16 protein-coding genes and 1 tRNA gene are annotated in these 19,128 nt (G+C 68.1%); 11 read left to right on the top strand and 6 right to left on the bottom strand.

Going from position 1 to position 19,128, the window contains the following annotated elements; translation table 11 throughout:
• Window positions 1–230: 230 nt before the first annotated feature.
• The 6 genes from rsmG to rpmH all read right to left on the bottom strand — a co-directional run bounded on the left by rsmG (window position 231) and on the right by rpmH (window position 3,671).
• On the bottom strand, window positions 231–947 hold the full coding sequence (gene rsmG, locus ACIQMR_RS06630) for a 16S rRNA (guanine(527)-N(7))-methyltransferase RsmG (protein WP_401383666.1): 717 nt from the start codon (window positions 945–947) through the stop codon (window positions 231–233).
• Window positions 948–1,053: 106 nt separating this feature from the next.
• Window positions 1,054–1,563: a protein jag gene (locus ACIQMR_RS06625; RefSeq protein WP_401383663.1), complete on the bottom strand. Its 510-nt coding sequence runs from the start codon at window positions 1,561–1,563 to the stop codon at window positions 1,054–1,056.
• Between the two features lie 14 nt (window positions 1,564–1,577).
• Window positions 1,578–2,816 carry a membrane protein insertase YidC gene (yidC, locus tag ACIQMR_RS06620; RefSeq protein WP_401383661.1) on the bottom strand — a complete coding sequence of 413 codons (1,239 nt, stop codon included), beginning with the start codon at window positions 2,814–2,816 and terminating at the stop codon, window positions 1,578–1,580.
• A 3-nt stretch (window positions 2,817–2,819) separates the two neighbouring features.
• Window positions 2,820–3,146, bottom strand: coding sequence for a membrane protein insertion efficiency factor YidD (gene yidD / locus ACIQMR_RS06615; RefSeq protein ID WP_266380318.1), 327 nt, complete (start codon window positions 3,144–3,146; stop codon window positions 2,820–2,822).
• Entirely contained in the window at window positions 3,143–3,514 is a 372-nt protein-coding gene (rnpA, locus tag ACIQMR_RS06610; protein ID WP_401383658.1) for a ribonuclease P protein component, read from the bottom strand. Before rnpA ends, yidD begins: the two co-directional genes overlap by 4 nt.
• A 19-nt stretch (window positions 3,515–3,533) precedes the next feature.
• Complete coding sequence (gene rpmH, locus ACIQMR_RS06605) at window positions 3,534–3,671, bottom strand: 50S ribosomal protein L34 (RefSeq protein ID WP_018846094.1); 138 nt, start codon at window positions 3,669–3,671, stop codon at window positions 3,534–3,536.
• 369 nt (window positions 3,672–4,040) lie between these two features.
• On the opposite strand from rpmH, the gene dnaA reads away from it, so the two are divergent.
• From dnaA to ACIQMR_RS06550, 11 genes are all read left to right on the top strand, one after another.
• Window positions 4,041–5,810 (top strand): chromosomal replication initiator protein DnaA, encoded by a 1,770-nt coding sequence (gene dnaA / locus ACIQMR_RS06600; protein ID WP_401383655.1) that lies wholly within the window; start codon window positions 4,041–4,043, stop codon window positions 5,808–5,810.
• An 897-nt stretch (window positions 5,811–6,707) separates the two neighbouring features.
• The gene (gene dnaN / locus ACIQMR_RS06595) at window positions 6,708–7,838 is read left to right on the top strand and encodes a DNA polymerase III subunit beta (RefSeq protein WP_401383652.1); all 1,131 of its coding nucleotides are present in this window, start codon (window positions 6,708–6,710) and stop codon (window positions 7,836–7,838) included.
• Between the two features lie 109 nt (window positions 7,839–7,947).
• Window positions 7,948–8,826: a phosphogluconate dehydrogenase (NAD(+)-dependent, decarboxylating) gene (gene gnd, locus ACIQMR_RS06590; RefSeq protein ID WP_266380328.1), complete on the top strand. Its 879-nt coding sequence runs from the start codon at window positions 7,948–7,950 to the stop codon at window positions 8,824–8,826.
• Window positions 8,827–8,890: 64 nt separating this feature from the next.
• Complete coding sequence (recF, locus tag ACIQMR_RS06585; RefSeq protein WP_401383649.1) at window positions 8,891–10,060, top strand: DNA replication/repair protein RecF; 1,170 nt, start codon at window positions 8,891–8,893, stop codon at window positions 10,058–10,060.
• A complete protein-coding gene (locus ACIQMR_RS06580; protein WP_401383647.1) occupies window positions 10,057–10,611 on the top strand; it encodes a DUF721 domain-containing protein in 555 nt (184 codons plus the stop codon). The genes recF and ACIQMR_RS06580 overlap by 4 nt, the downstream gene beginning before the upstream one ends.
• A gap of 512 nt (window positions 10,612–11,123) precedes the next feature.
• Window positions 11,124–13,202, top strand: a complete 2,079-nt coding sequence (gene gyrB, locus ACIQMR_RS06575) for a DNA topoisomerase (ATP-hydrolyzing) subunit B (protein WP_323137292.1) — start codon at window positions 11,124–11,126, stop codon at window positions 13,200–13,202.
• A gap of 41 nt (window positions 13,203–13,243) precedes the next feature.
• Window positions 13,244–15,859, top strand: a complete 2,616-nt coding sequence (gene gyrA / locus ACIQMR_RS06570; protein WP_401383644.1) for a DNA gyrase subunit A — start codon at window positions 13,244–13,246, stop codon at window positions 15,857–15,859.
• Between the two features lie 126 nt (window positions 15,860–15,985).
• The gene (locus ACIQMR_RS06565; RefSeq protein WP_401384101.1) at window positions 15,986–16,561 is read left to right on the top strand and encodes a DUF3566 domain-containing protein; all 576 of its coding nucleotides are present in this window, start codon (window positions 15,986–15,988) and stop codon (window positions 16,559–16,561) included.
• A gap of 82 nt (window positions 16,562–16,643) precedes the next feature.
• A tRNA-Ile gene (locus ACIQMR_RS06560) sits at window positions 16,644–16,720 on the top strand.
• Between the two features lie 153 nt (window positions 16,721–16,873).
• Complete coding sequence (locus ACIQMR_RS06555) at window positions 16,874–18,484, top strand: MFS transporter (RefSeq protein WP_401383641.1); 1,611 nt, start codon at window positions 16,874–16,876, stop codon at window positions 18,482–18,484.
• 196 nt (window positions 18,485–18,680) lie between these two features.
• Window positions 18,681–18,815 carry a DLW-39 family protein gene (locus tag ACIQMR_RS06550; protein WP_003958712.1) on the top strand — a complete coding sequence of 45 codons (135 nt, stop codon included), beginning with the start codon at window positions 18,681–18,683 and terminating at the stop codon, window positions 18,813–18,815.
• Window positions 18,816–19,128 lie beyond the last annotated feature (313 nt).

Raw genomic sequence — 19,128 nt, 5'->3', positions numbered from 1 at the left:
GTTCTGTGGAGAATTCCACCTCTGTGGACAACTCCGTGACCCTTGAGAGGGGCTTGCGGTCGCGCGGCGTAGCGGCCGCACGGCCGCGGCTGATGATTCCCTGCAGCAGTGAGCGACGTTTCACGTGAAACACGATGCACACGCCGCACGGTCACATCGTTACGACACTCCGAAATGCGTACGTACGGGGACGCAGGCCGACAGCCGGCAGGCAAGGGAATGCGCCGGGATCAACGACGGCGGCGAGTGCGCCCCGCCCTCGCGGCCTTGGCCCGCTTGGCCGCGAACCGCACACCACCAGGGCTCTCCCCGACCTCGACCCGCACCACTGTGGACAACGGATCGACGATCCCCTGACCGACCTGGACCACGGAGGTCTCCACGACCCCGAGCTTGCTCAGGGCCGCACGGGCACCATGGAGCTCTTCCTGTGCGGTGTCGCCCTTGAGGGCCAGCATCTCCCCGTAAGGGCGCAGCAGCGGAACGCCCCACCCTGCCAGCCGGTCCAGCGGCGCCACCGCACGTGCCGTGACGACATGTACGGGCGGCAGCTTGTCGAGCATTTCCTCGGCCCGTCCGCGTACCACCGTGACATGGTCCAGCCCCAGCAGCTCGACGACCTCCTGGAGGAAGTTCGTCCGTCGCAGCAACGGCTCAAGCAGCGTGATCTTGAGATCCGGGCGAACGAGAGCCAGTGGAATCCCGGGCAGGCCGGCACCGGAGCCGACATCGCACACCGTGACGCCTTCCGGAACCACCTCGGAGAGCACCGCACAGTTCAGCAGGTGCCGCTCCCACAGTCGCGGCACTTCACGAGGGCCGATCAGACCACGCTTGACTCCCGCATCCGCGAGCAGCTCCGCGTACCTGACAGCCTCGGGGAAGAACTCACCGAACACCGTCCGAGCTTCTTCTGGCGCCTGGGGAAGCTCTGCTGCCTCCGTCACCGGAACCGTCCTTCCGTACCGCACTACCGCGCTGTGGTGGCTGATTAACAGGCTGACAAAATTCGGCCCCGCCTGCGAACAGACGGGGCCGACAGAACGACGAAGGTCAGGCCGGGAGCACGACGACGAAGCGCTGCGGCTCCTCGCCCTCGGACTCGCTGCGCAGACCGGCGGCCGCGACCGCGTCGTGCACAACCTTGCGCTCGAACGGGGTCATCGGCTTCAGCTTCACGGGCTCACCGCTGTTCTTGACCTCGTCCGCGGCCTTGGCGCCGATCTCTGCGAGCTCGGCACGCTTCTGAGCGCGGTAGCCGGCGATGTCGAGCATCAGTCGGCTGCGATCGCCGGTCTCCCGGTGCACCGCGAGTCGCGTCAGCTCCTGGAGCGCCTCCAGCACCTCGCCGTCGCGGCCCACAAGCTTCTGGAGATCCCGGCTGCTCGCTTCGCTGATGATCGAGACCGCGGCCCGGTCCGCCTCGACGTCCATGTCGATGTCGCCGTCGAGATCGGCGATGTCGAGCAGGCCCTCGAGGTAGTCAGCGGCGATCTCCCCTTCCTGCTCCAGGCGGGTCAGGGTGTCGCCACCCTCGGCGGCGGAGGTGGTGCCTTCCGTCACGGATGGACTCCTTCTTACTTCTTGGACGACGGGTGCTTGGGCCGCTGCTGGCCCTTGCGCTGTCCAGACTTGGCTTGGCGGGCGTTACCAGGGGCAGTCTTGCCCGCAGGCTTCGGCGTGGTGTCCTGCGGCTCGTCCTGCTTCTGCAGCGACAGCTTGTCCTCACCGGTCTGCTGGACACCACCGGACTGGCGCTGAGACTTGCTCTGGCGCTTGGGCTGCCGCCGCGCGGCGGCGCCGGCATCGGCGTCGGCGGTGACGGTGTCGCTCTTGATCACGGTGCCGTCCGCCTGAGCGGCGTAGCCCGCCTTGGCCAGGCCGGCGATGAACTTGCGCTCGTTGTCGTTGCGGTCCGAGCCCTTGGCAACGATGGCCTGGACGATATTGCGCCTGCGGCGGCCGCGCACCTCACCGTGGGCCGAGACACCCTTCAGCAGACGCTGCAGGTAGCTGTCCTGCGCCTTGGAACCCGGCGTCGGGTTCTGGTTGATCACGTACATCTGCTGGCCCATGGTCCACACGTTGGTGGTCAGCCAGTAGACGAGGACACCGACCGGGAAGTTGATGCCCATGACGGCGAAGATGATCGGGAAGATGTACATCAGCATCTTCTGCTGCTGCATGTACGGCGTCTTGACCGACAGGTCGACGTTCTTCTGCATCAGCTGGCGCTGCGTGTAGAACTGCGACGCCGACATCAGGACGATCATGATGGCGGTGATGACGCGGACATCGGTCAGGGAGGCGTTGAGCGCTGCGACCTTCTCCGAGGTGTCCGTGAACTTCGCGGCGATCGGAGCGCCGAAGATCTGGGCTTCACGCGCGCTGTCCACCAGGGTCTGGTTGAGCACGCCGATCGTCTTGCCGTTGGCGATGTTGCTCAGCACGTGGTAGAGCGCGAAGAAGAACGGCGACTGCGCGAGGATGGGCAGACACGAGGACAGCGGGTTGGTGCCCGTGTCCTTGTACAGCTTCATCATCTCTTCGGACTGACGCTGTCGGTCGTTCTTGTAGCGCTCCTGGATCGCCTTCATCTTCGGCTGGAGCGCCTGCATGTTCCGCATCGACTTGATCTGCTTCACAAAGAGCGGGATCAGACAGATACGGATCAACACCACCAGGGACACGATGGACAGTCCCCAGGCCCAGCCCGTGTCGGGGCCGAAGAGCGCCCCGTACAACGAGTGGAACTGGACGATGATCCAGGAGACGGGTGTGGTGATAAAGCTGAAGAGACTGGCAATCGTGTCCACTAATCAGGCTCCTTGAGCATTGGGCGAGGTCTCTGCGGCCGGGCTGGTCTCAGGGGGTTGCCCGCCCTTGCCGCCACGCAGGTAGTCGCGCAGCAGCTCGTGCCAACGAGGTCGTTTACGGGGAGGGACGTGGTCCACACCGCCGGGCGACCACGGATTGCACCGCAGAATGCGCCAGGCGGTCAGCGCCGTGCCCTTCACCGCGCCATGCCGGTCGATGGCGGTGTACCCGTAGTGAGAACACGACGGGTAGTACCGGCAGACGGGCCCCAGCAGCGGGCTGATCGTCCACTGGTACAGCTTGATCAGAGCCAGCAGCGGGTACTTCATCGCGTGCCCCCTCCCAGCAGCCGCTGAAGAGCGGCGTCCAGGTCTCGGGCCAGGTGTGCATGATCGGCGTCACCCGCACCGGGCAGCGCCCGTACGACCACCAGGCTACCGGGGGGCAGCTCGGACAGTCGTTCGCGTATCAGGTGGCGCAGTCTCCGCTTCACCTGGTTCCGTGTGACCGCGCCACCCACCGCCTTGCTCACGACGAAACCCGCACGCGTCGGGGGAGCGCTCTCCCCAGGCGCGTGCGGGTCCGTTGCACCGCTGCGTAGATGGACGACGAGAAGCGGGCGTCCGGCCCGGCGTCCTCGGCGTACCGCGATCGCGAAGTCCTCGCGCCGCCTCAGCCGATTCTCGGTAGGCAGCACGTCATGACCTGTACTGCGGTCAGGCGGACAGGTTGGCGCGACCCTTGCTGCGGCGGTTCGCCAGAATGGCGCGGCCGGCACGGGTACGCATGCGCAGGCGGAAACCGTGGGTCTTCGCGCGACGACGGTTGTTCGGCTGGAAGGTGCGCTTGCTCACTCGGGGGCTCCAGTAATGATTCGTGTGGCGGCGGGGCATCGCCTGGCTGTCACCGTGCGCCCACGAGTAGCTCGCAATACGCCCGAGTGCACCGCTTCACGATCACTGATCGTGATCTTTGCCCATCGGAGGCAGGCGGCAGCAGCCATCGACAACTCGACCTGGTTACGGTACGCGCGGCTACGCCATCCGGTCAAACCAGGGTCACCGTGGCGCCGTCTGTGCACAGGCTGTGGACAACAACTTGAACCACGCGGGTCGCCCTGACTACCGTGACTGGACTCGAATTCCTTTCCTACCCGCCTGCCGGGCCTGACCGACCCGTCCCGAGAACCACACATTCGTGGGACCTGTGAGAGAGCGTGCCTTGTGGCTGACGTACCTGCCGATCTTGCCGCAGTGTGGCCACGAGTGCTGGAACAGCTCCTCGGAGAAGGCCAGCAAGGCATCGAGCCCAAGGACAAGCAGTGGATCGAGCGGTGCCAGCCCCTCGCGCTGGTGGCCGACACCGCACTCCTCGCCGTCCCCAATGAGTGGGGCAAGCGTGTCCTCGAAGGCCGGCTCGCCCCGCTGATCAGCGAAACCCTCAGCCGCGAGTGCGGTCGGCCGATCCGGATCGCGATCACCGTCGACGACACCGCCGGCGAGCCCGCGCCCCCGCCGGCGCCCTCCGCGCAGCAGTCCTCCCGCTACCAGGGACCGCAGCACGACGAGCCGCGCCAGAACGACACCTACGAGGGATACGGTCACCGCCCCGCGAACGACGACGGGCTGCCGACCGTCCGCCCCGCCTATCCCGAGTACCAGCAGCACCGCCCCGAGCCCGGAGCGTGGCCGCGCACCCAGGAAGAGCTGTCCTGGCAGCAGCCGCGACTCGGCGGTTTCCAGGAGCGTGACCCCTACGCGACGGCCCGCCCCCAGCAGCCGCAGCACGACTACCGCTCGCCGATGCCCGACCGCGGGCAGTACGACCAGCGCCCCGACCGGCACGACATGCCGGAGTCGCAGGGCCCGCGCCACGGTGGTCACGGCGGCCACTCGGGCGGCGGTGGCGTCCCCGGTCCTCTCGGCGCACAGCCCGCACCGGCTCCGGGCCCCGGTGAGCCGCACGCCCGGCTCAACCCCAAGTACCTCTTCGACACCTTCGTCATCGGCGCGTCCAACAGGTTCGCCCACGCCGCTGCCGTCGCGGTGGCGGAGGCGCCGGCGAAGGCGTACAACCCCCTTTTCATCTACGGGGAGTCGGGCCTCGGCAAGACGCATCTGCTGCATGCCATCGGGCACTACGCACGGAGCCTCTACCCGGGCACCCGCGTGCGGTACGTGAGCTCCGAGGAGTTCACCAACGAGTTCATCAACTCGATCCGCGACGGCAAGGGCGACACGTTCCGCAAGCGCTACCGCGATGTGGACATCCTGTTGGTCGACGACATCCAGTTCCTCGCGAGCAAGGAGTCGACGCAGGAGGAGTTCTTCCACACCTTCAACACGCTCCACAACGCGAACAAGCAGATCGTGCTGTCCTCCGACCGGCCGCCCAAGCAGCTGATGACGCTGGAGGACCGGCTGCGGAACCGCTTCGAGTGGGGTCTGACCACCGATGTGCAGCCGCCCGAGCTGGAGACGCGGATCGCGATCCTCCGCAAGAAGGCGGTGCAGGAGCAGCTCAACGCCCCGCCGGAAGTACTGGAGTTCATCGCCTCCCGGATCTCACGCAACATCCGTGAGCTGGAGGGTGCGCTGATCCGGGTCACGGCCTTCGCGAGCCTCAACCGGCAGCCGGTCGATCTCGGGCTCACCGAGATCGTCCTCAAGGACCTCATCCCGGGCGGCGAGGACTCCGCTCCGGAGATCACGGCGAGCGCCATCATGGCGGCGACCGCCGACTACTTCGGGCTGACCGTGGAGGACCTCTGCGGGTCCTCGCGCAGCCGGGTGCTGGTCACCGCCCGGCAGATCGCGATGTACCTGTGCCGGGAGCTCACCGATCTGTCGCTGCCGAAGATCGGTGCGCAGTTCGGCGGCCGCGACCATACGACGGTGATGCACGCGGACCGGAAGATCCGCGCGCTGATGGCCGAGCGGCGGTCCATCTACAACCAGGTCACCGAACTCACGAACCGCATCAAGAACGGCTGACACGAGCTTCCACAGAGCTCCGTACAGGCTGTGCACTCGGCTCCGAAGGGCGCCCCGGGACGGATTCCGGGGCGCCCTTCGCGGCTTCCGGGACGCCCCCGCGCAACTGCGCCGCCATCAGCGGGTCATCGCGGTGTTCGAATAGCTGTCGCCGACGGCCCGTTCTCCACAGAGATCCGGAAGATCTTCCGTCCACAGCCTGGGGACTGGGAAGTTGTCCAGATTGTGTCCACAGGCGTGGGTGCCGAGACATGATCACTCCAGGTCAGCCGGTTGTGGAATTGTGTCCAACCCCGCTCCACAGACTGTGGACGCCCAGCTTGTCCACAAGGCGTGATCCGGGGTTGTCCCCACCCGGCCCACAGGCGCGGCTCCGTTGCCCACAGCTTCTCCACACCCCTGTCCACTGTTCGGCAACGAAACACCCGGGCTCACCGGACCGAGTGAAAGGCGTCACACCAAGGTGCTGGGTTGGCCTGTGGGGAACGTGGGTAAAGCTGGGGACGGCACTGGGGAGAAGTCCCTGCGTCCTGTGCATCGGGTGTGCAGAACTTTCCGCCGTCCACAGATCGACCCGGTTGTCCACCGCCGCCGCCCACAGGGCCCGTGGACAAAAAATCAGGTCTGACCTGCGCAGACGGGGTTATCCACGGTTTCCACAGCCCCTACTACTACTCCCACTCTGAGTTACCTGGGAATCCGCTTCGAAGAGGGGCCTGTGCACAACTCGCCACCGGAGCCTCGGCTGCCTCTTGTCTCGACTTGACCCCGAGCCGCACCGAGTGTCGGTGCGGTGCGTCAGACTGGTCTCCGGCATCGGGCCCCGCCATCCGTCGGGGAGCCCCTGCCGACACGAAGGCCAGCAGGGCGAGCGAGCAACAGCAGGAGGCGGTTCCGGTGAAGATCCGGGTGGAGCGCGATGTACTCGCGGAGGCGGTGGCGTGGGTGGCCCGGAGCCTCCCGGCACGTCCGCCGGCGCCCGTTCTCGCGGGCCTTCTTCTGAAGGCCGAGGACGGAGCCCTCAGCTTCTCCAGCTTCGACTACGAGGTCTCGGCGAAGGTCTCGGTCGAGGCGGAGGTCGAGGAGGACGGGACGGTGCTCGTCTCCGGCCGCCTTCTCGCCGACATCTGCCGTGCCCTCCCCAACCGCCCGGTGGAGATTTCCACAGACGGTGTACGGGCCACCGTGGTCTGCGGCTCCTCCCGCTTCACCCTCCACACGCTCCCTGTGGAGGAGTACCCGGCGCTGCCGCAGATGCCGACCGCGACCGGCACGGTCCCTGGTGAGGTCTTCGCCTCGGCCGCTGCCCAGGTCGCCATCGCCGCGGGCCGGGACGACACACTGCCCGTCCTCACCGGCGTACGGATCGAGATCGAGGGCGACACCGTCACCCTGGCCTCCACCGACCGCTACCGCTTCGCGGTCCGCGAGTTCCTCTGGAAGCCCGAGTCCCCCGACGCCTCCGCGGTCGCCCTGGTGCCCGCGAAGACGCTCCTGGACACCGCCAAGGCGCTGACCAGCGGTGACACGGTCACGCTCGCGCTCTCCGGTTCGGGCGCCGGCGAGGGACTGATCGGTTTCGAGGGTGCCGGTCGCCGTACGACCACCCGCCTTCTCGAGGGTGACCTGCCGAAGTACCGGACGCTCTTCCCCACCGAGTTCAACTCGGTCGCGGTGATCGAGACCGCGCCGTTCGTCGAGGCCGTCAAGCGAGTCGCCCTGGTCGCCGAGCGGAACACTCCGGTCCGGCTCAGCTTCGAGCAGGGTGTGCTGATCCTGGAAGCCGGCTCCAGCGACGACGCACAGGCTGTGGAGCGGGTGGACGCGCAGCTGGAGGGCGACGACATCTCGATCGCCTTCAACCCGACGTTCCTGCTCGACGGGCTGAGCGCCATCGACTCCCCGGTGGCCCAGCTGTCCTTCACCACCTCCACGAAGCCCGCGCTGCTGAGCGGTACGCCGGCGGTCGACGCGGAAGCGGACGAGGCGTACAAGTACCTGATCATGCCGGTGCGGCTGAGCGGCTGAGCCCCTGCGCGGCCCCACTTCTGAGCGGCCGACCCCACAGGTGTGTGCCCGTGTCCCGGCGTAGGCTCGGACGCGGGTACGAAACGCCACACCGTAAGGAATCTGTCTGATGGAGCTCGGTCTCGTCGGCCTCGGCAAGATGGGCGGCAACATGCGCGAGCGCATTCGCCGCGCAGGCCACACCGTCATCGGTTACGACCGCAACCCGGACCTCGCCGATGTCCACAGCCTTCAGGAGCTTGTGGACAAGCTCAAGGGACCGCGTGTGGTGTGGGTGATGGTCCCGGCGGGTGCCGCGACCCAGGCCACCATCGACGAGCTGGCCGCGCTGCTGTCGCCCGGCGACATCGTCGTGGACGGCGGCAACTCCCGCTGGACCGACGACGAGAGGCACGCCGTCGAGCTGGGCATCAAGGGCATCGGCTTCGTCGACTGCGGTGTGTCGGGCGGTGTCTGGGGCCTGGAGAACGGCTACGCGCTGATGTACGGCGGCTCCGAGGAGCATGTCGCCAAGGTGCAGCCCGTCTTCGACGCGCTGAAGCCCGAGGGCGACTTCGGCTCGGTGCACGCGGGCAAGGTCGGTGCCGGGCACTTCGCGAAGATGGTCCACAACGGCATCGAGTACGCCATGATGCAGGCCTACGCCGAGGGCTGGGAGCTGCTGGAGAAGGTCGACTCGGTGACGGACGTGCGCGAGGTCTTCCGCTCGTGGCAGGAGGGCACGGTCATCCGTTCCTGGCTGCTCGACCTCGCGGTCAACGCGCTGGACGAGGACGAGCACCTGGAGCAGCTGCGCGGTTATGCACAGGACTCCGGCGAGGGCCGGTGGACCGTGGAGGCCGCGATCGACAACGCGGTGCCGCTGCCGGCGATCACCGCGTCGCTGTTCGCGCGGTTCGCGTCCCGGCAGGACGACTCCCCGCAGATGAAGATGATCGCCGCCCTGCGCAACCAGTTCGGCGGGCACGCGGTCGAGAGCAAGAAGTAATCCACAGGCTGTTGGCAGAGCCTGTGAGCGGTAAGAGGTAAGCCGGGGGAGGTCGGCGTCCACCATGCATGTCACGCATCTGTCGCTGGTCGACTTCCGCTCGTACGCCCGGGTCGAGGTCCCGCTCGAGCCGGGCGTCACCGCTTTCGTGGGGGCGAACGGGCAGGGCAAGACCAATCTGGTGGAGGCCGTCGGCTATCTCGCGACGCTCGGCAGCCACCGGGTCGCGTCGGATGCGCCGCTGGTACGGATGGGGGCGGACCGGGCGGTCATCAGGGCCGCGGTCACCCAGGGCGAGCGGTCCCAGCTCATCGAGCTGGAGCTCAATCCGGGCCGGGCGAACCGGGCGCGGATCAATAGGTCTTCGCAGGTCAAGCCCCGGGACGTGCTGGGGATTGTGCGGACCGTGATGTTCGCGCCGGAGGATCTGGCCCTCGTGAAGGGCGACCCGGGAGAGCGGCGGCGCTTCCTGGACGAACTCATCACCGCCCGCTCACCGCGGATGGCGGGGGTGCGCTCCGACTACGAGCGGGTGCTCAAGCAGCGCAACACGCTGCTGAAGTCGGCGGCGATGGCGCGCCGGCACGGCGGGCGCTCGATGGACCTGTCGACGCTCGACGTCTGGGACCAGCACCTGGCACGGGCCGGGGCGGAGCTGCTCGCGCGGCGACTGGATCTGATCGCAACGCTGCAGCCGCTGACCGACAAGGCCTACGAGCAGCTGGCGCCGGGGGGCGGGCCGATCGCCCTGGAGTACCGCGGCTCGGCGGAAGGCCCGGCGGGCGGTACGGCAGTCGGTACGCCAGGCGGCGCCGCGGAGAGCTCGGCCCAGACGCGTGACGAGCTGTACGAGCAGCTGATCGCCGCGCTCGCCGACGTGCGCAAGCAGGAGATCGAGCGCGGGGTGACGCTGGTCGGGCCGCACCGTGACGAGCTGCTGCTCAAGCTGGGCGAGCTGCCCGCGAAGGGATACGCGAGCCACGGAGAGTCCTGGTCGTACGCGCTGGCGCTGCGACTGGCCTCGTACGACTTGCTGCGGGCCGAGGGCAACGAGCCGGTGCTCGTGCTCGACGACGTCTTCGCGGAGCTGGACACGCGGCGGCGCGAGCGCCTGGCGGAGCTGGTGGCTCCGGGCGAGCAGGTGCTGGTGACGGCGGCGGTCGACGACGACGTCCCGGGGGTGCTGGCGGGAGCGCGGTACGCGGTCGCGGACGGGGCGGTGGAGCGCGTATGAGCGAGCACGAGCTTCCGGCGACTGCGGCGGGACCGGTCGCGGCCGAGTCGTCGGGCGTCGACCTGGCACGGGTCGCGCTGCGCGCGGCCAAGGAGCAGGCCCGGGCGCGAGGAGCGGCCGCGCAGGAGAAACGGCAGGCCAGGCGGGGCGGCGGGCTGCGGTCCGGAGCGCGGTCGGACGGCCGGGATCCGCTGCCGCTGGGTGCGGCGATCAACCGGCTGATCACCGAGCGGGGCTGGGAGACACCCGCGGCGGTGGGCGGTGTGATGGGCCGCTGGCCGCAGATCGTGGGCGAGGACCTGGCGAAGCACTGCGTACCGCTGCGGTACGACGAGGATCCCGACGAGCGGGTGCTGACGGTGCAGTGCGACTCGACGGCGTGGGCGACACAGCTGCGACTGCTCGCGCCGCGACTCGTGGCCCGGCTGAACGAGGATCTCGGCCAGGGCACGGTCCGCCTGCTCAAGGTCCTCGGCCCCGGTGGCCCCGCGCACCGGTACGGCCCGCTCCGCGCCCCGGGCAGCAAGGGACCGGGCGACACATACGGCTGATCTCTCACCGGGCGCCGGACCTCCGGCGGCCGGGCCCAGGGTCAGGGCTGCCGCGCTTACAGGTCCGGCGCAGGCATCCCCGCGCCGGCACCGCCCACCGCACCTCCGTCGCGCGTCACGGCACCCCGAAACCCGCGCCCGCACCGCGCCCCGGCCACGTCCGCACACCCCTCCGCACCGCCCTCCGCACCGCGTCCGCCGCCCGTCCCGCGGGCGCTCGCTCCGGGGTCCCGCACGCGCCGGCACGCCTGTGACCCATGGGGCGTCCCTCACCGTAGCCGGAGGTTGACAGGCCGAAGCGCTCAATGCCGGTGTGAGCCTCTTGGAGCCCCTTCCCGAATATGGGGAGTCGGTCGGCGCCCGTTGAGGGCGGCACATGCGGACTCAGGCACCGGCAAACCCCCATTCGTGTCGGCGGTACCGGTAGACTGGTGGACAATCCCGCCGACGTGCGGGACACGTCGATTACTGCCGAACGACGCAGCCGGTCCCGTTTGCCCGGAGAACGGCTTGTGCTGTGCCAGAAAGGGCGCTTCGTGGCCGATTCCGGCAACCCCAACGAGAACATTCCTTCCACTGCTGCCGACGGGAACGGCGAGGCACCGACCTCTTCGTCGTCGTACGACGCCAGCGCGATCACCGTCCTCGAGGGTTTGGACGCGGTCCGCAAGCGGCCCGGCATGTACATCGGCTCGACCGGTGAGCGTGGGCTTCATCACCTTGTGCAAGAGGTCGTCGACAACTCCGTCGACGAGGCACTTGCCGGTCACGCGGACACGATCGACGTCACGATCCTGGCCGACGGCGGCGTGCGCGTCGTCGACAACGGCCGGGGTATCCCGGTGGACATCCACCCTGTCGAGAAGAAGCCGGCCGTCGAGGTCGTGCTCACCGTCCTGCACGCGGGCGGCAAGTTCGGCGGCGGCGGCTACGCCGTGTCCGGCGGTCTGCACGGTGTGGGCGTCTCCGTCGTCAACGCGCTGTCCACCAAGGTCTCCGTGGAGATCAAGCGAGACGGCTACCGCTGGACGCAGGACTACAAGCTCGGTGTGCCCACCGCCCCCCTCGCCAAGCACGAGCAGGTCGCGGACTCCGGCACGACCGTGACGTTCTGGGCCGACCCGGACGTCTTCGAGACCACCGACTACTCCTTCGAGACGCTCGCGCGCCGCTTCCAGGAGATGGCCTTCCTCAACAAGGGCCTGACCCTGACGCTCACGGACGAGCGCGAGTCGGCCAAGGCGACGATGAACGCCGACGACCCCGACGCCGAGGCGGCCGAGGAGCAGCCGGCGAGGACGGTGAAGTACCACTACGAGGGCGGCATCGTCGACTTCGTGAAGTACCTCAACTCCCGCAAGGGCGAGCTGATCCACCCGACCGTGATCGACGTGGAGGCCGAGGACAAGGAGCGCATGCTCTCGGTCGAGATCGCGATGCAGTGGAACTCCCAGTACACCGAGGGTGTGTACTCCTTCGCGAACACGATCCACACGCACGAGGGCGGTACGCACGAGGAGGGCTTCCGCGCGGCGCTCACCGGCCTGGTGAACAGGTACGCGCGCGACAAGAAGCTGCTGCGCGAGAAGGACGACAACCTCACCGGTGAGGACATCCGCGAGGGTCTGACCGCGATCATCTCGGTCAAGCTGGGCGAGCCGCAGTTCGAGGGCCAGACGAAGACCAAGCTGGGCAACACCGAGGCGAAGACCTTCGTGCAGAAGGTCGTGCACGAGCACCTCTCCGACTGGTTCGACCGCAACCCCAACGAGGCCGCGGACATCATCCGCAAGTCGATCCAGGCGGCCACCGCCCGTGTCGCCGCCCGCAAGGCACGCGACCTGACCCGCCGCAAGGGCCTGCTGGAGAGCGCCTCGCTGCCGGGCAAGCTGTCCGACTGCCAGTCGAACGACCCGACCAAGTGCGAGATCTTCATCGTCGAGGGTGACTCCGCCGGCGGCTCGGCCAAGTCCGGCCGTAACCCGATGTACCAGGCGATCCTGCCGATCCGAGGCAAGATCCTGAACGTCGAGAAGGCGCGGATCGACAAGATCCTGCAGAACACCGAGGTCCAGGCCCTCATCTCGGCCTTCGGCACCGGAGTCCACGAGGACTTCGACATCACCAAGCTCCGCTATCACAAGATCATCCTGATGGCGGACGCCGATGTCGACGGCCAGCACATCAACACGCTGCTGCTGACGTTCCTCTTCCGCTTCATGCGTCCGCTGGTCGAGGCCGGGCACGTCTTCCTCTCCCGCCCGCCGCTCTACAAGATCAAGTGGGGCCGGGACGACTTCGAGTACGCGTACTCGGACCGTGAGCGCGACGCGCTCGTCGAGCTCGGCAAGCAGCAGGGCAAGCGCATCAAGGAAGACTCGATCCAGCGCTTCAAGGGTCTCGGTGAGATGAACGCCGAGGAGCTGCGCATCACCACCATGGACATCGAGCACCGCGTTCTCGGCCAGGTCACCCTGGACGACGCCGCGCAGGCCGACGACCTGTTCTCGGTGCTGATGGGCGAGGACGTCGAGGCACGGCGCTCGTTCATCCAGCGCAACGCCAAGGACGTCCGCTTCCTCGACATCTGAGTCGGTCTCAGCTGACCGCACGAAAGGACTGAAGACCAGCAATGGCCGACGAGAACACTCCTGTGACCACCGAGCCCGAAGAGGAAGGCCAGCAGGTCCGGATCGAGCCCGTCGGGCTCGAGACCGAGATGCAGCGCTCCTACCTCGACTACGCGATGTCCGTCATCGTGTCCCGCGCGCTGCCCGACGTACGGGACGGCCTCAAGCCCGTCCACCGCCGTGTGCTGTACGCGATGTACGACGGCGGCTACCGGCCCGAGAAGGGCTTCTACAAGTGCGCCCGCGTCGTCGGCGACGTCATGGGTACGTACCACCCGCACGGCGACTCCTCGATCTACGACGCGCTCGTACGCCTCGCGCAGCCGTGGTCGATGCGGATGCCGCTCGTGGACTCCAACGGCAACTTCGGTTCCCCGGGCAACGACCCGGCCGCGGCCATGCGGTACACCGAGTGCAAGATGATGCCGCTGTCCATGGAGATGCTTCGGGACATCGACGAGGAGACCGTCGACTTCCAGGACAACTACGACGGGCGCAACCAGGAGCCGACGGTCCTGCCGGCGCGCTTCCCGAACCTGCTGGTCAACGGCAGCGCCGGTATCGCCGTCGGTATGGCCACCAACATCCCGCCGCACAATCTGCGCGAGGTCGCGTCCGGTGCCCAGTGGGCGCTGGAGCACCCGGAGGCCACTCACGAGGAGCTTCTCGACGCGCTGATCGAGCGGATCAAGGGGCCCGACTTCCCGACCGGCGCGCTGGTCGTGGGCCGCAAGGGTATCGAGGAGGCGTACCGCACCGGCCGCGGCTCCATCACGATGCGCGCGGTCGTCGAGGTCGAGGAGATCCAGAACCGCCAGTGCCTGGTGGTCACGGAGCTCCCGTACCAGGTCAACCCGGACAACCTCGCGCAGAAGATCGCCGACCTCGTCAAGGACGGCAAGGTCGGCGGCATCGCCGACGTCCGCGACGAGACCTCCTCCCGGACCGGCCAGCGCCTCGTCATCGTGCTCAAGCGCGACGCCGTCGCCAAGGTCGTCCTCAACAACCTCTACAAGCACACCGACCTGCAGACGAACTTCGGCGCCAACATGCTGGCGCTCGTCGACGGTGTGCCGCGCACGCTGTCCCTCGACGCGTTCATCCGCCACTGGGTGACGCATCAGATCGAGGTCATCGTCCGTCGGACGAAGTTCCGGCTGCGCAAGGCCGAGGAGCGGGCCCACATCCTGCGCGGTCTGCTCAAGGCGCTCGACGCGATCGACGAGGTCATCGCGCTGATCCGGCGCAGTGACACGGTCGAGGTCGCGCGCGAGGGCCTGATGGGCCTGCTGCAGATCGACGAGATCCAGGCGAACGCGATCCTGGAGATGCAGCTGCGCCGGCTGGCCGCCCTGGAGCGCCAGAAGATCGTGCAGGAGCACGACGAGCTGCAGGCGAAGATCAACGAGTACAACGCGATCCTCGCCTCGCCCGAGAAGCAGCGTCAGATCGTCAGCGAGGAGCTGGCCGTCATCGTCGAGAAGTTCGGCGACGACCGGCGCTCCAAGCTGGTCCCCTTCGACGGTGACATGTCCATCGAGGACCTGATCGCCGAAGAGGACATCGTCGTCACCATCACGCGTGGCGGCTACATCAAGCGGACCAAGACCGAGGACTACCGCTCGCAGAAGCGCGGCGGCAAGGGCGTGCGCGGCACGAAGCTGAAGCAGGACGACATCGTCGACCACTTCTTCGTCTCGACCACGCACCACTGGCTGTTGTTCTTCACGAACAAGGGCCGGGTCTACCGGGCCAAGGCGTACGAGCTGCCGGACGCCGGCCGGGACGCCCGCGGCCAGCACGTGGCCAACCTGCTGGCCTTCCAGCCGGACGAGCAGATCGCCGAGATCCTCGCGATCCGCGACTACGAGGCCGTGCCCTACCTGGTCCTCGCCACCAAGGGCGGCCTGGTGAAGAAGACCCCGCTGAAGGACTACGACTCCCCGCGTTCGGGCGGCGTCATCGCGATCAACCTCCGGGAGACGGAGGACGGCCGTGACGACGAGCTGATCGGCGCGGAGCTGGTGTCGGCGGACGACGATCTGCTGCTGATCAGCAAGAAGGCGCAGTCGATCCGGTTCACCGCGACGGACGAGGCGCTGCGCCCGATGGGCCGTGCCACTTCGGGCGTCAAGGGCATGAGTTTCCGTGAGGGCGATGAACTCCTCTCGATGAATGTGGTGCGGCCGGGTACTTTCGTGTTCACTGCCACGGACGGCGGTTACGCGAAGCGGACCGACGTCGACGAGTACCGCGTCCAGGGTCGCGGTGGCCTCGGTATCAAGGCCGCCAAGATCGTGGAGGACCGTGGTTCTCTGGTCGGCGCGCTGGTGGTCGAGGAGAGCGATGAGATCCTCGCCATCACGTTGTCCGGTGGTGTGATTCGTACGCGAGTCAACGAAGTCAGGGAGACCGGCCGTGACACCATGGGCGTCCAATTGATCAACCTGGGCAAGCGGGATGCCGTCGTCGGCATCGCGCGCAACGCCGAGGCCGGTCGCGAGGCCGAAGAGGTCGACGGGACCGAGGTCGCCGAGGAAGGCGTCGCGGTCGGGACCTCCGAGGTTGCTGAGGCCGCCGAGGGCACGGAGCCTTCGGCCGGGGAGCACGAGGAGTAAAGCGTGAGTGGAGCCACCGGCGCCGGATCGGCCGCTGCCGGCGATGCTTCTGGATCGAACGGTGCCAGTGGCTCCGCCACGGACTCCCAGGGCGGGGGCGTCCCCGCCAAGGGCAGGGCAATGACCGTGACCGACAGCCGGGGGCAACAAGCCCCCTACGAAACCTATGGTGGGGAGCAGCCGGTGCAGCAGGGAACGCAGCCGTACCATCCGCCGCAGGCGTATCCCTCCCCCCAGGGAGGGACCCAGGGCGGCCAGCAGGGCCCTGCCCAGCAGACGGCCGCGGGCGCGACCGTCCGTCGGCCACGCACCGGGGCGAGCACACAGCCCCGGACGCGCAAGGCACGGCTGCGGGTGGCCAAGGCCGACCCGTGGTCGGTGATGAAGGTCAGCTTCCTGCTCTCCATCGCGCTGGGCATCTGCACGATCGTCGCGGCGGCGGTCCTGTGGATGGTCATGGACGCCATGGGGGTCTTCTCGACGGTCGGCGGCACGATCAGCGAGGCGACAGGCTCGAACGAGAGCAACGGCTTCGATCTGCAGTCGTTCCTCTCGCTGCCGCGGGTGCTCGTCTTCACCTCGGTGATCGCGGTCATCGACGTCGTGCTGGCCACGGCGCTGGCGACGCTGGGCGCCTTCATCTACAACCTCTCCGCCGGGTTCGTGGGCGGAGTCGAGCTGACGTTGGCCGAGGACGAGTAGGCGAAGGTCCTGGGGGGTAGGAACCGATTTTGGGACTGCCCCCCACGTGCGCTAACCTTCAGGAGTCAGCGCGCAGCGCGGCGGGGCTATAGCTCAGTTGGTTAGAGCGCATCCCTGATAAGGATGAGGCCACAGGTTCAAATCCTGTTAGCCCCACCAGCTCGAAGACCCCCAACCGATCACGGTTGGGGGTCTTCTGCGTATGCGGCCGACATCAGCCGCGTTCGGCTTCGTCGGTTCCACGCCCGCCAAGCGGCTGATCCCCGTGGCGGGTCGCGGATCGGTCTCCTGGGCAGCTGGAACGATGCGCCCATGACACCCGGGACAGGCACTGCCGAGAGTTCGGCAAGGGCGAGGCTCGTCCTGTGGACCCTCGCGGCGGGTCAGTTCCTGATGGCGCTCGACAGCTCCGTCATGAACGTCTCGATCGCGACGGTGGCCGACGACGTGGGCACGACGGTGACCGGGATCCAGGGCGCGATCACCGCCTACACGCTCGTGATGGCGATGTTCATGATCCCCGGCGGCAAGGTCGGGGCGCTGATCGGCCGCAGACGCGCGTTCATGATCGGCTGTTGCGTCTACGGATGCGGTTCCTTCACCACGGCGATCGCGCCGAACCTGCCCGTGCTGCTGCTCGGCTGGTCCTTTCTGGAGGGCATCGGGGCGGCCCTCATCCTGCCCGCGATCGTGGCGCTCGTGGCCGGCAACTTCGCCGCTGAACGGCGTCCCGCCGCCTACGGACTCGTCGCGGCCGCCGGCGCCGTGGCGATCGCGCTCGGGCCGCTCATCGGAGGCTTCGCCACGACGTACTTCTCCTGGCGATGGGTCTTCGCCGGCGAGGTCCTGGTGGTGCTAGGCATCCTGGTCTTCGCCCGCCGCATCGCCGACGTCCCGGGCGGTGAGCGCCCGCACATCGATCTCATCGGCACCGTGCTGTCCGCCCTCGGGCTCGGGACCTTCGTCTACGGCGTGCTGCGCTCCGCCGAGTGGGGCTGGTTCCGGCCGAAGCCCGACGCGCCCTCGTGGCTCGGTGTCTCGCCGGTCGTGTGGCTGATGCTGGCCGGTCTGCTCCTGATCTGGCTCTTCCTCCGCTGGGAGGCCCGCCTCGTCGAGCAGCACAGGGAGCCGCTCATCGATCCGGCGATGCTGCAGAACAGACAGCTCACCGGCGGCCTGACCATGTTCTTCTTCCAGTACCTCGTGCAGATGGGCGTGTTCTTCGTCGTCCCGCTCTACCTGTCGGTCGCGCTGGGCCTGTCCGCACTCGAGACCGGCGCACGCCTCCTGCCGCTCTCACTGACACTGCTGGCGGCCGCGATCCTGATCCCTCGCCTCTTCCCGGACGTGTCGCCACGGCGGGTGGTGCGGCTCGGGATCCTTGCGCTGCTCGCCGGAGCGGTGGTCCTGATGGCCGCGCTCGACGCGGACGCCGGAGCGGAGATCGTGAGCATCCCGCTTCTGCTGATCGGGCTCGGTATGGGTGCGCTGGCGTCCCAGCTCGGGTCGGTCACCGTGTCCGCGGTACCGGACGAGCAGAGCGCGGAGGTCGGTGGCATCCAGAACGCCGTCACCAACCTCGGCTCGTCGATCGGTACGGCACTCGCCGGCTCGATCCTGATCGCCACGCTCGCGTCGTCGTTCCTGGCCGGCGTCGAGCAGAATCCGGCGGTCCCCGCCGAGGTCAAGAGCCAGGCGGCCGTCGAGCTTCAGAGCGGTGTGACCTTCCTGTCGGACGCCCAGCTCAAGACCGCTCTCGACAAGGCCGGGACGAGCGAGCAGGTGACCCAGGCCGCGCTGGAGGCGAATGCCGAGGCCCGGCTCGACGGCCTGCGCGCCGCACTCGCCATTCTTGCGCTCGCCGCGGTCCTGGCGATGTTCTTCACCTCGAGGATCCCGACGGTGCAGCCTCGCTCGACGTAGCCGTGGCCGGGACGGCCCGGCGCCGGCGACCGCTCGGCGGGGGCGAGTTGAGGGTCGTCCGGTACACCGGGATGGATGCCCGCCGGTCCGATCCGGGGCGGGGGCGGGGCCGTACGCAGGTCACCGAACGGTATCGGTCGGTGTGTATAGTCGGGCGGCAGAAGTCCCCTACGTCAAGGAAAGACGAGGTCGCGCGGTGAAGAAGCTCCTCCTGGTCGCACTGGCCGCCATCGGCGGGCTCCTCGTGTACCGCCAGATCCAGGCGGATCGCGCCGAGCAGGATCTGTGGACGGAGGCGACCGACTCCGTGCCCGCAGGTTCGGGTGTGTGAGACGCAGACAGTCCGAGTGACGGAGCCCCGGCCGCCGAGCGGCCGGGGCTCCGCGCTGTTCGCGGGCCGTGCTGTCACGCGTACGGCCCGTGTGCACGGCCCGTGCGTGCGTGCTGCTCGCGCCTGCGTGGCGATGCTGCGGGACCGTGGACGCCGAGACCTCTTGAGTTCACTTGAGCAAACGAATAGCTTGCGTGGGCAAAGCTGATGGCTCGGGCCAGGGCTTTGTCCGGTGGCACTACGGCGGCACCGAGTTCAGCCCCGGGCCCCGGCGCGATACCCCGGTGCCGGTGAAGAAGCCGGACAAGGGTGG

The organism is Streptomyces sp. NPDC091376, assembly GCF_044757085.1.
Taxonomy (GTDB): domain Bacteria; phylum Actinomycetota; class Actinomycetes; order Streptomycetales; family Streptomycetaceae; genus Streptomyces; species Streptomyces pratisoli.
Note: the sequence above shows the minus strand (reverse complement) of the source record. Positions and strands in the feature narration are given on the sequence as shown.

What these genes read in the sequence shown, in the direction of transcription:
- yidD (WP_266380318.1), bottom strand. Translation starts at nt 3,146, where the DNA reads ATGAAGTACCCGCTGCTGGCTCTGATCAAGCTGTACCAGTGGACGATC.
- ACIQMR_RS06555 (WP_401383641.1), top strand. Translation starts at nt 16,874, where the DNA reads ATGACACCCGGGACAGGCACTGCCGAGAGTTCGGCAAGGGCGAGGCTC.
- recF (WP_401383649.1), top strand. Translation starts at nt 8,891, where the DNA reads ATGCATGTCACGCATCTGTCGCTGGTCGACTTCCGCTCGTACGCCCGG.
- gyrA (WP_401383644.1), top strand. Translation starts at nt 13,244, where the DNA reads ATGGCCGACGAGAACACTCCTGTGACCACCGAGCCCGAAGAGGAAGGC.
- gnd (WP_266380328.1), top strand. Translation starts at nt 7,948, where the DNA reads ATGGAGCTCGGTCTCGTCGGCCTCGGCAAGATGGGCGGCAACATGCGC.
- ACIQMR_RS06580 (WP_401383647.1), top strand. Translation starts at nt 10,057, where the DNA reads ATGAGCGAGCACGAGCTTCCGGCGACTGCGGCGGGACCGGTCGCGGCC.